This is a genomic window from Citrobacter sp. RHB25-C09 (genome assembly GCF_013836145.1).
In the GTDB taxonomy this organism is placed as follows: domain Bacteria; phylum Pseudomonadota; class Gammaproteobacteria; order Enterobacterales; family Enterobacteriaceae; genus Citrobacter_A.
This window is the reverse complement of record NZ_CP057483.1, coordinates 759,385-772,088: the sequence shown is the minus strand read 5'-3', so window position 1 is coordinate 772,088 and position 12,704 is coordinate 759,385. Positions and strand designations below refer to the sequence as shown.

Here is a 12,704-nt window from a genome sequence, read left to right as displayed (position 1 = left end):
AATTATCCCAATACTCGTGCGCCCGCCGCATCCAGCCGGCAAATATGAACGAAGCCTTCCTGATTTTGCAGATAGTTTTTTTCCAGCCAGTCCGCTACCCGCTGCGCTGTATCCGGTTTTTCACAAAGCGCAAACAGGGTCGGTCCTGAACCGGAGATACCGCTCGCCAGCGCGCCAATGTCAGCGACCGCCTGTCGTGCCTGGCTAAAGCCGGGCAATAAACGTGCACGATAAGGCTCAGCAATCACGTCTTTCATCAGTTTTGCCGCGAGCTGCGGCTGACGGGAATAGCAGGCGTGAATAAACCCGGCCAGGTGGCGCCCGTGAGCAATACAGTCCTGACGACGATACTGCGCGGGTAAAATGGCCCGCGCCTCCGCAGTGGATACTTTGATCCCCGGATAAGCCAATACCCATAACCACTCATCAAAGCCTGGTACCTGCTGGCTGATAATGCCGTTTTCCTCGATCATTAACTGCATGCCGCCCAAAAAACACGGTGCGACGTTGTCGTAATGAATACTGCCCGAAATGCGCCCTTCCAGCTCACCCATCAACGCCAGCAAACGCATGTCGTTGAACGGTTTCCCGCAGTGCTCATTCATCGCCACTAGTGCGGCGACTACTGAACAGGCGCTGGAACCTAACCCGGAGCCTATCGGCATGTTCTTTTCCAGAGTCATCGCGACCGGGACGCTCTTACCGAGCTCCTGGCAAAAACGCTCCCAGCACTGGTAAACAATATTTTCGCGCGGCTCCGGCGGCAGTTTGTCAGCAAATTGCCCCAGATTATTCAGGCTGAAGCTGTCCGCCGCTTCTACCGTTACGACGTCGCCCAACAGCGAGCCATCAACGGGCGTCACCGCAGCCCCAAGGACGTCGAAACCGACGCTCATATTGGCGCTGGAAGCAGGGGCATAAACTTTGACCATGTTAAACTCCTAACTTCCATGAGAGGGTGCGCAGCAGGTCGGCAAAGACCCCGGCCGCCGTTACGTCGTTACCTGCGCCATAGCCGCGAAGAACCAGCGGCAATGGCTGATAATAGTGACTGTAGAAAGCCAGCGCGTTTTCGCCATTTTTCACTTTGTAGAGCGGATCGTTACCATCAACTTCCGCAATTTTCACGCGACACACACCATCTTCTTCAATATTGCCGACATAGCGCATGACTTTGCCCTCATCGCGAGCTTTCGCCACCCGCGCGGCAAACACATCGTCAAGCTTCGGCAGATTGGCCATGAACGCAGCGACATCACCGGAATCATCGAACCCTGACGGCAGAACGGGCTCAATGACGATGTCGGAAAGCTCAAGATCGCGACCGGTTTCACGCGCCAGGATCAGCAGCTTACGCGCCACGTCCATTCCTGAAAGATCGTCACGCGGATCCGGTTCGGTATACCCCATTTCACGCGCGACTTTCGTGGCTTCCGAAAAGCTCATGCCCTCATCGAGCTTACCGAAAATAAACGACAGTGAACCTGAAAGAATACCGGAGAATTTTTGCAGCTCATCACCCGCGCTCAGCAGATTTTGCAGGTTTTCGATAACCGGCAAACCTGCGCCAACGTTGGTATCATAGAGGAATTTACGCCGTGATTTTGCGGCGGCAAAACGCAGTTGATGGTAGTAATCCATCGACGACGTATTGGCCTTTTTATTCGGCGTGACTACATGGAAGCCCTCACGCAGGAAGTCAGCGTATTGATCCGCCACCGCCTGACTGGAGGTACAGTCGACTATCACAGGGTTCAGCAGGTGATACTCCTTCACCAGGCGAATCAGGCGTCCCAAATTAAACGGCTCTTTCGCTTCCGCCAGTTCCGCCTGCCAGTTTTCCAGGTTCAGACCGTGAACGTGGGTCAGCAACGCCCTGGAGTTCGCCACACCGCAGACGCGCAAATCGATATGTTTGTTCTTCAGCCAGGTTTGCTGACGTTTAAGCTGCTCCAGCAGCGCGCCGCCAACGCCGCCGACGCCAATAACGAACACTTCAATCACCTGATCGGTGTTGAACAGCATCTGATGCGTTACGCGCACGCCAGTGGTGGCATCATCATTATTCACCACGACTGAAATGGAGCGCTCAGAGGATCCCTGGGCAATGGCAACAATATTAATGTTAGCGCGCGCCAGGGCGGCGAAGAACTTCGCTGAAATCCCGCGCAGTGTGCGCATACCGTCGCCGACCACGGAGATGATCGCCAGACGTTCAGTGACCGCCAGCGGTTCAAGCAGTCCCTCTTTCAGTTCAAGGTAAAACTCATCCTGCAACGCACGCTGGGCGCGAGCGCAGTCGGCCTGCGGTACGCAAAAGCTGATGCTGTACTCTGAGGAGGACTGAGTGATCAGCACCACCGAAATCCCCGCCCGGGACATGACCGCAAAGACGCGCGCCGCCATTCCCACCATCCCCTTCATTCCGGGACCAGAGACGTTGAACATCGCCATATTATTCAGGTTCGAAATGCCTTTCACCGGCAGACCGTCTTCATCACGGCTGGCTCCAATCAGCGTACCTGGCGCCTGTGGGTTACCGGTGTTTTTGATGAGGCAAGGGATCTGGAACTGAGCAATAGGGGTAATGGTACGAGGGTGAAGAACTTTGGCCCCGAAGTAGGATAGCTCCATGGCTTCCTGATACGACATCGACTTCAGCAGCCTGGCGTCTGGTACCTGACGCGGGTCGCAGGTATAAACGCCGTCAACGTCAGTCCAGATCTCGCAACAGCCGGCGCGTAAACACGCAGCCAGAACGGCGGCAGAGTAATCGGAGCCGTTACGCCCCAATACTACCAGTTCGCCTTTCTCGTTACCGGCGGTGAAGCCGGCCATCAGCACCATGTGGTCGGCAGGTATGCGCGCGGCGGCGATGCGACGGGTGGACTCAGCAATATCGACAGTGGATTCGAGGTAATGACCGACTGCCAGCAATTTTTCGACAGGATCGATAACGGTAACCTTATGCCCGCGCGCTTCCAGCAATGCGGCCATAATCGCGATAGACATTTTTTCGCCGCGGCAGATAAGCGCCGCGTTGATGCTGTCCGGGCATTGGCCCAGCAGGCTGATCCCATGCAGGACGTGCTTGATTTGGGCAAACTCTTGTTCAACGAAGACTTTTAGCTGTGCCAGCGGGAAACCCGGCTGAGCGTCGGCAAGACCGGTCAGAAGTTCGGAGAAAATACGTTCGGCATCACTGATATTGGATAACGCATCCTGACCACTGATGGTCTTTTCGATCATTGCCACCAGATGGTTGGTAATTTTCGCAGGGGCAGAGAGTACGGTCGCTACCTGCCCCTGCCTGGCATTGCTTTCCAGAATATCGGCAACCCGCAGAAAACGTTCTGCATTTGCCACTGATGTACCGCCGAACTTCAACACTCGCATGGTTGTTACCTCGTTACCTTTGGTCGAAAAAAAAGCCCGCACTGTTCGGTGCGGGCTTTTTTCTGTGTTTCCTGTGCGCGTCAGCCCGCCCCGTTACCTGTGGTAATGGTGGTGGTTGTGGTAATGGTCATGCTGATGCGTTTCATGGATGTTGTGTACTCTGTAATTATTATCTGTCTGTGCTGTATGCCTATATTGGTTAAAGTATCTGCTGACCTAAGTCAATAAATATTTACATTACTCACGCAGCGAAACTTGTTCACGTGCTGCTGCCAGTGGGATTATTTTCGACCAATTCAAAGTGAGCCCACCTCTTGAAAGTGGTATCTTTCACTTCTTAATATAAAAATAACAAAACATTATTTTGCGATATTTTTCTCTATATCATGGACTAAACGGTGCAACATTGCCGTGTCTCGCTGCCCTAATAAGCCCAAACGTTGCTGTAGCCAGTCGACCAGTTTGACGTCTTCGGCAACGTCGAGGGTGGTTAATAACGTCATCACGCGAGCTCGCAGCGCCTGAAGCTGAAATTCATCAGAAACATCAGCGGTTTTCGCAGGTTGTTGCATTAAACTTGCTAATTGATAACAGTAAACCATCACCGCCTGCCCCAGATTCAGCGAAGGATAATCTGCAACCATCGGAACGCCGGTCAATACATCGGCCAGCGCCAGTTCTTCGTTTGTTAATCCGGAATCCTCACGGCCAAACACCAGCGCGGCATGCTTCATCCACTGCCCTTTTTCTTCTAACAGTGGCACCAGTTCGCCAGGCGTTGCGTAGTAATGGAACTTAGCGCGGCTGCGTGCTGTGGTGGCAATGGTGAAATCGACATCCTTGAGCGCGGCGTCCAGAGTATCGAAAACTTCAATATTATCAATAATATCTCCAGACCCATGCGCCACCCAACGCGTCGCCGGTTCAAGATGAGCCTGGCTATCGACAATTCGCAACCGCGTGAAACCCATGGTCTTCATCGCGCGAGCCGCCGCGCCGATATTTTCCGCCCTGGCAGGCGCAACAAGGATGATGGTTATGTGCATATTTTCACTCTCAAGGCGTTGCTTGCGATGCATTCTGTGACCTGTGTCAAGATATTACGCAGCGCAAATTTACAATTTTTTAACGAATATCACTGAAAGACCATTTCACCTTTGGTAAAAAGGGCTAAACTATTTCATGTCGTTACCAATGATTAATATGTTAACAGAATCAGCATATCCTTCTGTTTAAATGAGATAATTTCATTTAAAATGAATTTCATTGATAGGATTCACTGCGTTAATTAGTTATCTGCTGCAACTAGTTGGATTATTGCAATATTGTGATGAAAGCTAGCATTTAGATACGATGATTTCATCAAACTGTTAACGTGCTACAATTGAACTTGATATATGTCAACGAAGCGTAGTTTTATTGGGTGTCCGGTACGTCTTAACCTGTTATGTTGCTGTTAATATGGTTAGGATGACAGCCGTTTTTGACACTGTCGGGTCCTGAGGGAAAGTGCCCACGACCAAGCTAATGATGTTGTTGACGTTGATGGAAAGTGCATCAAGAACGCAATTACGTACTTTAGTCATGTTACGCCGATCATGTTAATTTGCGATATGTATCAGGCAGGTCAGGGACTTTTGTACTTCCTGTTTCGATTTAGTTGGCAATTTAGGTAGCAAACATGCAGACCCCGCACATTCTTATCGTTGAAGACGAGTTGGTAACACGCAACACGTTAAAAAGTATTTTTGAAGCGGAAGGCTATGATGTTTTCGAAGCGACCGATGGCGCGGAAATGCATCAGATCCTTTCTGAATATGACATCAACCTGGTGATCATGGATATCAACCTGCCAGGGAAAAACGGTCTTCTGTTAGCGCGTGAACTGCGCGAACAGGCTAACGTGGCGCTGATGTTCCTGACCGGCCGTGATAACGAAGTCGATAAAATTCTCGGCCTCGAAATCGGTGCGGATGACTACATCACCAAGCCGTTTAACCCACGCGAGCTGACGATTCGTGCGCGCAACCTGCTGTCCCGTACCATGAATCTGGGTACCGTCAGCGAAGAGCGCCGTAGCGTTGAAAGCTACAAGTTCAACGGTTGGGAACTGGACATCAATAGCCGTTCTCTGATCGGTCCTGATGGTGAGCAGTATAAGCTGCCGCGCAGCGAGTTCCGCGCCATGCTTCACTTCTGTGAGAACCCGGGTAAGATCCAGTCTCGTGCAGAGCTGCTGAAGAAAATGACCGGTCGCGAGCTGAAGCCGCATGACCGTACCGTTGACGTGACAATCCGTCGTATTCGTAAGCATTTCGAATCCACGCCAGACACGCCGGAAATTATCGCCACCATTCATGGTGAAGGATATCGCTTCTGCGGCGATCTGCAGGATTGACAGCGTGACCCTCGTCAGCAAAAACGGCGCACCTTGCGCCGTTTTTTATTGGTATCGGATGACAGCGTAAACGCCTGCATTCCGTTCTGCCCAGGCCTGATAAGCGTAGCGCCATCAGGCAAAACGGTAACTCACTTCCATAACCGTAACGTATCATCCTCCACGGCCTCAGCTGTTGGCTTTATGCGGGAAAACGAGTACCAGTCCAGATGACGCGTCAGGAACATCACGCCTCCCAGCGCCAGCAGCAGTACCCCCGTCCCCAGCAGCAATGCGCTATCCTCTGAACGTAGCAGCGCCCACATCACCCCATCCAGCGCCAGCAACGCCAGGATAAACAGCAGACTGTTACGCCAGCCCTTCAACACCGCCTGGAGATATACCCCATTCATCAATGCGCCCACCAGACTTGCGACAATCCATGCCAGAGTAAAACCGATATGTTCTGATAGCGCCAGCAGCAGCAGATAAAACATCACCAGCGACAACCCCACCAGCAAATACTGCATCGGGTGCAGCTTTTTACCCGTCAGCGTTTCGAAAACAAAGAAAGCCATAAACGTCAGGCTAATCAACAGAATCGCGTACTTTGTCGCTCTGTCAGTCAGTTGATACTGATCGGCCGGGGTAGCCACGGCGACGCTAAACGAGGGCAGACCGTACCAGCGAATCTCTTTCGTATCTGTAAACCGTTCGCCGAGATTATTGGCAAACCAACTGCTCTGCCACTGCGCCTGATATCCCGACTCACTGATTTCGCGCTTGCCGGGCAAAAAGTCACCAAGGAAGTTCGGGTGCGGCCAGTTGCTGGTCAGGGTCATTTCACTGCTACGCCCAACGGGAACCACCGAGAACGAGCCGGTGCCGCTTAAATTCAATGACATCGCCAGGCTCAGATTTCGCGTCGCCCACTGACTGTCCGGCAATGGGATATGGATCCCCTCTCCGCTCCCGGATAAGCCCGTCCCCGGTTCAACGGCGAGCGCGGTACCGTTGATTTTCGGCGCTTTCACCACCCCAATCCCTCGCGCATCGCCGACTCCCACCACGATAAACGGTGTGCCAAGGGTGACATTGGGCTTATTCAGTTCACTCAGGCGCGCAACATCAAATTCCGCTTTTAGTTCGACATCGGTATGCCAGACCTGCCCCTGATAAATACCGATTTTACGCGCTTCGACGTTCTGATTACCCTCCACCACAAGCGATTCGGGTAGCCAGAAATGGAGGAAGCTGCGTTTATGCTGCACCTCTTTGTCATTTTCAAGGACGGTGTATAACTCAGTGACCGGAACCGCAATCAGCGGGCCCACCACTTTTTGCGGCCCACTGGTGCTCTGACGAATGGCATCATCGACCTTATCGCGGTAATCAGCGCGTTCGACAATAATTGCCCGAACCATCATCAGAGGTATCAACAACAATATGATCGCACCACCTAAAGTCACGATCTTCCAGAACAGGGGGGATTTCAACATAGCGTTCTCCTTATGCAATATTTGCAGAGTACGCACGCTATGTGCGGGGAATTTGAAGTTATGTGAAGTGACGGTGAAGTGTAAACCTGGCTTCCACACCTCCCGCAGGACGATTATTCAGCTCAATGCTTCCCTTCAACAAACGTGCCACTTCGCTGACAAAAGCCAGCCCTAATCCACTGCTTTTGTGGCCATCTTCGCGCGGCAATGAATAAAAGCGCTCGAAGATACGCGGCAAGGCATAGTCGGGGATCCCTGCACCGGTATCTTCGACTTTCAGCGTTACTCGATCGCCCTGAGACTCTGCGCTTAGGGTAATAGAGCCTTCCTCCGGCGTGAAATCGATAGCGTTATCCAGCAGATTACCCAGCGCCTGTTCAAGAAGCGCGGGCTCTGCCGAAACGGTGAACGCAGAAGTGAGAATCTTCAGAGTGATTTTTTTTGCTGCGAGCTGGATGCTTCGCACCTCGCTAATCTGTGAAAACAGGGCCTCAACCGCGACCGGAGAAAAGGCAATCTCCTGTCGATTTTCCAGACGCGCCTGGCGTAACAGGGTTTCCACCAGCACCTGCATGCGCGCGTTTTGCGTCAGGATATTGTCGGTAAAACGCGCAACGATATCCGGCGGTGGCCCCTCACGCAGAATTTCCGCCGCTCCGCGAATGGCCGCCAGCGGGCTCTTCAGTTCGTGGGTCAGGGCATACACATACTGTTCAATGTAGTTTTTCCCCTCCAGCTTCAGGCGCATACTCTCCAGGGCCTGCGCCAGCTTGCGTAATTCGCTGCTTCCCAGCTCCGGTAGTGGCAAGGGGTGACTGTCGCTCACCGAATCCGCGTAGCGCGTCAGGCGAGCAATCGAGCGGTTAATCCACCAGACCATCCCGGCACCGATGACTAACGCAATGCCAAGCAGCACCGCGCTGGCCCACAGGATCCGCCGTTCGCTACGTTTAATGACTGGTGCCATCGCAGCATTGGGCTTGCCTACGCTCAGCACACCGACGATCTTCCCGCCGTCGAGTATCGGTGCGGCAACATACATCACCGAACTTTCAGGATCGGCGGGATCCTGGGGCGTACTTCGCGCACCATACTGTCCGCGTAGCGTTAACCAGACATCGTTCCAGCGGGAGTAGTCCTGCCCAACCGCTTTGTTGGCGGAATCAAACACCACTTTGCCCTGCGCGTCTGTCATGTAGACATGGTATTCGTTACGCACTTTATTGATGCCGCTGATATTGGCGCGAAAAGGACGGTTGTGTAATTGCGCAAATGCCTGCGCCATCTGCCCATGAGCCGGATCGCCAGACTTGAGATCGTCGCGCGCCAGCGCGGCCAGCAGCGTAGCGGTATCAATCAGCGTGCCTTCAGTTGCGCGACGCACGCCTGGTTTAATTTCCTGCACGAAAATCGACAGCACAAACCACGCAGCGACGGCGACAATCAGAAAATAGCCGAGCAGCAGACGCATGCCAATACGCATCAGAGGCTCCTCAGGCTGTAGCCCATCCCACGGTGCGTATTGATGGGGGAAAGATCCGGGTTGATGGCGCGCAGTTTGGCACGCAGCGTTTTGATATGGGTATCTACCGTCCGGTCGAAGGTATCTTGCGCATCGGCCCAGACGATATCCATCAGTTGCTGGCGAGAATAGACGCGACCGGGGGACAACAGCAACGTTTTCAGCAGCAGAAACTCGTAGCGAGTGAGCGATAACGGCGTACCGAACCAGGCGACTTCCGCTGCCGGTTCATTCAGTTCAAAATGGCCGGTTCGTACCACATCGGAAGGCGCGGCGAATTTCTTCACCCGGCGCAGCAGCGTGCGCACCCGGGCACAGACTTCTCTGGGGGAAAACGGTTTGGCAACGTAATCATCAGCACCAATTTCCAGCCCCAACAGCCGATCGACTTCATCACTACGCGCGGTCAGAAAGAGGATGGGTAAAGCCGGATAACGTTCGAGCAGCCGTCGGCACAGTTCAAAACCGCTGATATCAGGCAACCCTACGTCCAGAATCGCTACGTCCGGGCACTGATGCCGCGCTTTATCCAGCGCGGGCAGTCCACGCTCAAACGCCTCTACGGCAAATCCTTCCTGCTGGAGCATATAAATCAGGGTATCGGCGATACCCTGCTCATCTTCGACCAGCCAAACTGACACCTGCTGCATATTGCTTCCCTGTAATTACCGCCACGGCATGATGGGCACTGCGCTAATGGCATTTTTAGGCGACCCATCAACAACCTTGTCGGAGTAGGCCAGATACGCCAGCGCATTGCGTTTGGCATCGTAGAAACGGACAACCTGTAATGACTTAAACACCAGCGAGGTGCGTTTTTTAAAAACCACTTCGCCCTGCGCTTTACCGTTCTTGATTCGTTCGCTCAGTTCAACCGGACCAACCTGCTGACACGAGATGGCGGCATCTGAGGTATCTTCGGCCAGCCCCAGGCCACCTTTAATTCCACCGGTCTTGGCGCGACTGACGTAACACGTCACGTTTTTCACGTCAGGATCGTCAAAAGCTTCCACGACGATTTTATGATCCGGCCCGAAAATTTTGAAGACGGTATCGACAGAACCAATCTGTTCCGCATGGGCCATTGATCCCAGCATCAGCATACCTAAGGAAAGTACTAAACTCTTGTATTTCATATTGTTACCATTAATAAAAATTAAGCTGCGCAATTATTCGTCATTGTAGAATAAAGTGTTTAAAGATCACATGATTACAATAATCATCCTTTCGTTTATCGAACAAAAGCACTAATGCGCAAAAAAAACACCGAATGCTAAAATAACAAAAAATGCTATTATCCAAGTACCTGATGTCAGGTGCTCGTAGTTGAAAGGATGAGGATATTTTATGGATCAGGCCGGCATTATTCGCGACCTCTTAATCTGGCTGGAAGGTCACCTGGATCAGCCCCTGTCGCTTGACAATGTGGCGGCAAAAGCGGGTTATTCCAAGTGGCACCTGCAAAGAATGTTTAAGGACGTGACGGGCCACGCGATTGGTGCCTATATCCGCGCGCGCCGTTTATCAAAATCCGCTGTCGCGCTTCGCCTGACAGCACGCCCGATTCTGGATATTGCTCTGCAATACCGCTTCGACTCTCAACAAACGTTCACCCGCGCCTTTAAGAAGCAGTTTTCTCAAACGCCAGCGCTGTATCGCCGTTCTCCGGAATGGAGCGCATTTGGTATCCGCCCTCCCCTGCGTCTGGGTGAGTTCGCTGTACCTGCCCATAAATTTGTCACGCTGGAAGATACTCATCTGGTCGGAATCACGCAGAGCTATTCCTGTTCCCTGGAGCAAATCTCCGATTTCCGTCACGAAATGCGCGTCCAGTTCTGGCAAGATTTCCTCGCTCATGCGCCAGCCATTCCGCCCGTTCTCTATGGCCTCAACGAAACGCGTCCCAGTCAGGATAAAGATGACGAGCAGGAAGTTTTCTACACCACAGCGCTTGCGCCGGAGCTTGCAAACGGGTACGTGCAATCCTCTCAGCCTGTACTCTTACAGGGCGGCGAGTATGTGATGTTTACCTACGAGGGACTGGGTACGGGCGTGCAGGAGTTCATCCTGACGGTATACGGAACCTGTATGCCGATGCTCAACCTGACGCGTCGCAAAGGTCAGGATATCGAGCGGTACTACCCGGCTGAAGATGCTAAAGCCGGTGACCGCCCGATCAATCTGCGCTGCGAATTCCTTATTCCGATCCGCCGTTAACGCTGTAGCTCATCAAGCGCAGGGGCGTCCAGATGCGAGATGTCTCCTGCGGTTTCCACCACCCAACCTGGCGCCAGCCAGAGGCTTTCCTGATAATCCACCCGCGAGATCGAGCAGTTCCGCAAACGTAAGCGGCGCTCTGCATACGCCGGAAGGCCGAGGATGGTACTCACCAGACACCCCAGGGCGATGCCGTGACTGACCAGCAGCGGACGACTTCCCTGTGGCAACTCGAGGCATGAGGCCAGTGCGGCATGAACACGCTCGCTCAGCTCCTGCATCGACTCACCATCGGGAATACGACCATCAACGGTGCCGTTGACTAACTGGCGACGCCAACCCTCTTCTTCTTCCGTCAGGGAATCGAGATGGCGCTTTTCCAGCACGCCCATATCCAGTTCGCGCAGGCGGGAATCAAAAGTGATATCACAGCCGCATGCCTGGGCGATGATTTCAGCGGTGCGACGGGTACGTCCCAGATCGCTACTGATCACGTGAGTAATACCGAGCGTTTTTGCGCGCTCACCTACCTGCATAGCTTGTTGCTCACCCTTAGCGGTCAGCGGACTGTCGGACTGGCCTTGAATGCGTCGCTCGGCGTTCCACTGCGTTTCACCGTGGCGAACAAGGTATACCTGTAACATGCTTTTTTTCCGTTATACTGCGATGAATTTTTAGTAATCGAGTTTAATTATGCACCATGTTGTCGCAGCAACCACCAATCCTGCCAAAATTCAGGCAATTCTAAAGGCATTTGCTGAGATCTTCGGCGAAGGATCCTGCCATATTGAGTCTGTGAACGTCGAGAGCGGTGTGCCGGAACAACCCTTCGGAAGTCATGAAACGCGTGCTGGCGCACGAAACCGCGTTGAAAATGCGCGCCGCACCCGACCTGACGCTGACTACTGGGTCGCGATTGAAGCCGGTATTGATGAAGACGCCACGTTTAGCTGGGTGGTGATTGAAAACGGTACGCAGCGCGGCGAAGCACGTTCCGCGACGCTGCCGTTACCGACGGTGATCCTCGAAAAGGTGCGTCAGGGCGAGGCGCTCGGCCCGGTGATGTCGCATTACACGGGCATTGATGAGATTGGTCGTAAAGAGGGGGCCATTGGCGTGTTTACCGCCGGGAAGCTGACGCGCTCAAGCGTTTATCATCAGGCGGTTATTCTGGCGCTCAGCCCGTTTCATAATGACGTGTATCGGTAATTATTTGCCGGATGGCGGCTTCGCCTTATCCGGCCTACGGATATATGCATTGTAGGCCTGATAAGCGCAGCGCCATCAGGCATGACGCAGTGAGATGGCCGAATGGTGGCCTCGCCTTATCCGGCCTACGGGAGAATCAGCCATTTTTCAGCAGCACCTGCTCCAGCCACTGACGCAGCTCCACCGGGGCAGATTTAAGACTGTTTGAGCCTCGGGTGATAGTGGCGATACCCGCGCCCAGCTCGCTTTTCAGCTCGCGCTGGCTCATTTCGCCGCGCAATAACTCTTCGATAATGCGCACTCGCGTTCCCAGCGCTTCGCGCTCATCCGGCGTCAGCATCAGCTGCAGTAGCGGTAGATGCAAATCCTCTGCATAAGACTGGCGGAGCAACTCCACAAAACGAAGCCACTCCTGATGACGTTGTTCGGCCATCGCCGATGAATAAGGGGATTGCTGGGTCATGTTATGCCGCCATTTGTACTC

At 53.3% G+C, this 12,704-nt stretch carries 14 protein-coding genes and 1 other annotated feature; of the genes, 3 read left to right on the top strand and 11 right to left on the bottom strand.

Annotated elements, in window-relative coordinates:
* Nucleotides 1-2: 2 nt before the first annotated feature.
* From thrB to yjjY, 5 genes are all read right to left on the bottom strand, one after another.
* A complete protein-coding gene (thrB, locus tag HVY19_RS03710; protein WP_181683035.1) occupies nucleotides 3-932 on the bottom strand; it encodes a homoserine kinase in 930 nt (309 codons plus the stop codon).
* Between the two features lies 1 nt (nucleotide 933).
* Nucleotides 934-3,396, bottom strand: coding sequence for a bifunctional aspartate kinase/homoserine dehydrogenase I (gene thrA / locus HVY19_RS03705; RefSeq protein WP_181683034.1), 2,463 nt, complete (start codon nucleotides 3,394-3,396; stop codon nucleotides 934-936).
* A 25-nt stretch (nucleotides 3,397-3,421) separates the two neighbouring features.
* Nucleotides 3,422-3,541: a sequence feature (Thr leader region), on the bottom strand.
* Nucleotides 3,477-3,542 (bottom strand): thr operon leader peptide, encoded by a 66-nt coding sequence (gene thrL, locus HVY19_RS03700; RefSeq protein ID WP_181684209.1) that lies wholly within the window; start codon nucleotides 3,540-3,542, stop codon nucleotides 3,477-3,479. It overlaps the preceding feature by 65 nt.
* Nucleotides 3,543-3,755: 213 nt before the next feature.
* Entirely contained in the window at nucleotides 3,756-4,442 is a 687-nt protein-coding gene (locus HVY19_RS03695) for a tRNA/rRNA methyltransferase (protein ID WP_181684208.1), read from the bottom strand.
* Nucleotides 4,443-4,841: 399 nt separating this feature from the next.
* A complete protein-coding gene (gene yjjY / locus HVY19_RS03690; RefSeq protein ID WP_001303782.1) occupies nucleotides 4,842-4,982 on the bottom strand; it encodes a protein YjjY in 141 nt (46 codons plus the stop codon).
* A gap of 95 nt (nucleotides 4,983-5,077) precedes the next feature.
* On the opposite strand from yjjY, the gene arcA reads away from it, so the two are divergent.
* Nucleotides 5,078-5,794 carry a two-component system response regulator ArcA gene (gene arcA / locus HVY19_RS03685; RefSeq protein WP_001194359.1) on the top strand — a complete coding sequence of 239 codons (717 nt, stop codon included), beginning with the start codon at nucleotides 5,078-5,080 and terminating at the stop codon, nucleotides 5,792-5,794.
* 131 nt (nucleotides 5,795-5,925) lie between these two features.
* On the opposite strand, the gene creD is transcribed toward arcA, so the two are convergent.
* From creD to creA, 4 genes are read right to left on the bottom strand one after another with little or no spacing between them, the layout of a single operon-like run.
* Entirely contained in the window at nucleotides 5,926-7,272 is a 1,347-nt protein-coding gene (gene creD / locus HVY19_RS03680; RefSeq protein WP_181683033.1) for a cell envelope integrity protein CreD, read from the bottom strand.
* A gap of 58 nt (nucleotides 7,273-7,330) precedes the next feature.
* Nucleotides 7,331-8,755 carry a two-component system sensor histidine kinase CreC gene (creC, locus tag HVY19_RS03675; RefSeq protein ID WP_181683032.1) on the bottom strand — a complete coding sequence of 475 codons (1,425 nt, stop codon included), beginning with the start codon at nucleotides 8,753-8,755 and terminating at the stop codon, nucleotides 7,331-7,333.
* Complete coding sequence (gene creB / locus HVY19_RS03670) at nucleotides 8,755-9,444, bottom strand: two-component system response regulator CreB (RefSeq protein ID WP_181683031.1); 690 nt, start codon at nucleotides 9,442-9,444, stop codon at nucleotides 8,755-8,757. Before creB ends, creC begins: the two co-directional genes overlap by 1 nt.
* A gap of 15 nt (nucleotides 9,445-9,459) precedes the next feature.
* The gene (gene creA, locus HVY19_RS03665; RefSeq protein ID WP_181683030.1) at nucleotides 9,460-9,930 is read right to left on the bottom strand and encodes a protein CreA; all 471 of its coding nucleotides are present in this window, start codon (nucleotides 9,928-9,930) and stop codon (nucleotides 9,460-9,462) included.
* Between the two features lie 211 nt (nucleotides 9,931-10,141).
* Between creA and robA the strand changes: the two genes are divergently transcribed.
* Nucleotides 10,142-11,011 (top strand): MDR efflux pump AcrAB transcriptional activator RobA, encoded by an 870-nt coding sequence (robA, locus tag HVY19_RS03660; protein ID WP_181683029.1) that lies wholly within the window; start codon nucleotides 10,142-10,144, stop codon nucleotides 11,009-11,011.
* Here robA and gpmB read toward each other — a convergent pair.
* Nucleotides 11,008-11,655 (bottom strand): 2,3-diphosphoglycerate-dependent phosphoglycerate mutase GpmB, encoded by a 648-nt coding sequence (gene gpmB / locus HVY19_RS03655; protein WP_181683028.1) that lies wholly within the window; start codon nucleotides 11,653-11,655, stop codon nucleotides 11,008-11,010. The two genes, robA and gpmB, sit on opposite strands and share 4 nt — an antisense overlap.
* A gap of 49 nt (nucleotides 11,656-11,704) precedes the next feature.
* On the opposite strand from gpmB, the gene yjjX reads away from it, so the two are divergent.
* A complete protein-coding gene (gene yjjX, locus HVY19_RS03650; protein WP_181683027.1) occupies nucleotides 11,705-12,220 on the top strand; it encodes an inosine/xanthosine triphosphatase in 516 nt (171 codons plus the stop codon).
* A 136-nt stretch (nucleotides 12,221-12,356) separates the two neighbouring features.
* Here the strand turns inward: yjjX and trpR are convergent, their stop codons facing one another.
* Nucleotides 12,357-12,683: a trp operon repressor gene (trpR, locus tag HVY19_RS03645; RefSeq protein ID WP_181683026.1), complete on the bottom strand. Its 327-nt coding sequence runs from the start codon at nucleotides 12,681-12,683 to the stop codon at nucleotides 12,357-12,359.
* Nucleotides 12,684-12,704 lie beyond the last annotated feature (21 nt).

Bases quoted from the DNA above. Each gene is read 5' to 3' on its own strand.
- thrB (WP_181683035.1), bottom strand. From the start codon at position 932: ATGGTCAAAGTTTATGCCCCTGCTTCCAGCGCCAATATGAGCGTCGGT.
- thrA (WP_181683034.1), bottom strand. From the start codon at position 3,396: ATGCGAGTGTTGAAGTTCGGCGGTACATCAGTGGCAAATGCAGAACGT.
- HVY19_RS03695 (WP_181684208.1), bottom strand. From the start codon at position 4,442: ATGCACATAACCATCATCCTTGTTGCGCCTGCCAGGGCGGAAAATATC.
- yjjY (WP_001303782.1), bottom strand. From the start codon at position 4,982: ATGACTAAAGTACGTAATTGCGTTCTTGATGCACTTTCCATCAACGTC.
- arcA (WP_001194359.1), top strand. From the start codon at position 5,078: ATGCAGACCCCGCACATTCTTATCGTTGAAGACGAGTTGGTAACACGC.
- creD (WP_181683033.1), bottom strand. From the start codon at position 7,272: ATGTTGAAATCCCCCCTGTTCTGGAAGATCGTGACTTTAGGTGGTGCG.
- creC (WP_181683032.1), bottom strand. From the start codon at position 8,755: ATGCGTATTGGCATGCGTCTGCTGCTCGGCTATTTTCTGATTGTCGCC.
- creB (WP_181683031.1), bottom strand. From the start codon at position 9,444: ATGCAGCAGGTGTCAGTTTGGCTGGTCGAAGATGAGCAGGGTATCGCC.
- creA (WP_181683030.1), bottom strand. From the start codon at position 9,930: ATGAAATACAAGAGTTTAGTACTTTCCTTAGGTATGCTGATGCTGGGA.
- robA (WP_181683029.1), top strand. From the start codon at position 10,142: ATGGATCAGGCCGGCATTATTCGCGACCTCTTAATCTGGCTGGAAGGT.
- gpmB (WP_181683028.1), bottom strand. From the start codon at position 11,655: ATGTTACAGGTATACCTTGTTCGCCACGGTGAAACGCAGTGGAACGCC.
- yjjX (WP_181683027.1), top strand. From the start codon at position 11,705: ATGCACCATGTTGTCGCAGCAACCACCAATCCTGCCAAAATTCAGGCA.
- trpR (WP_181683026.1), bottom strand. From the start codon at position 12,683: ATGACCCAGCAATCCCCTTATTCATCGGCGATGGCCGAACAACGTCAT.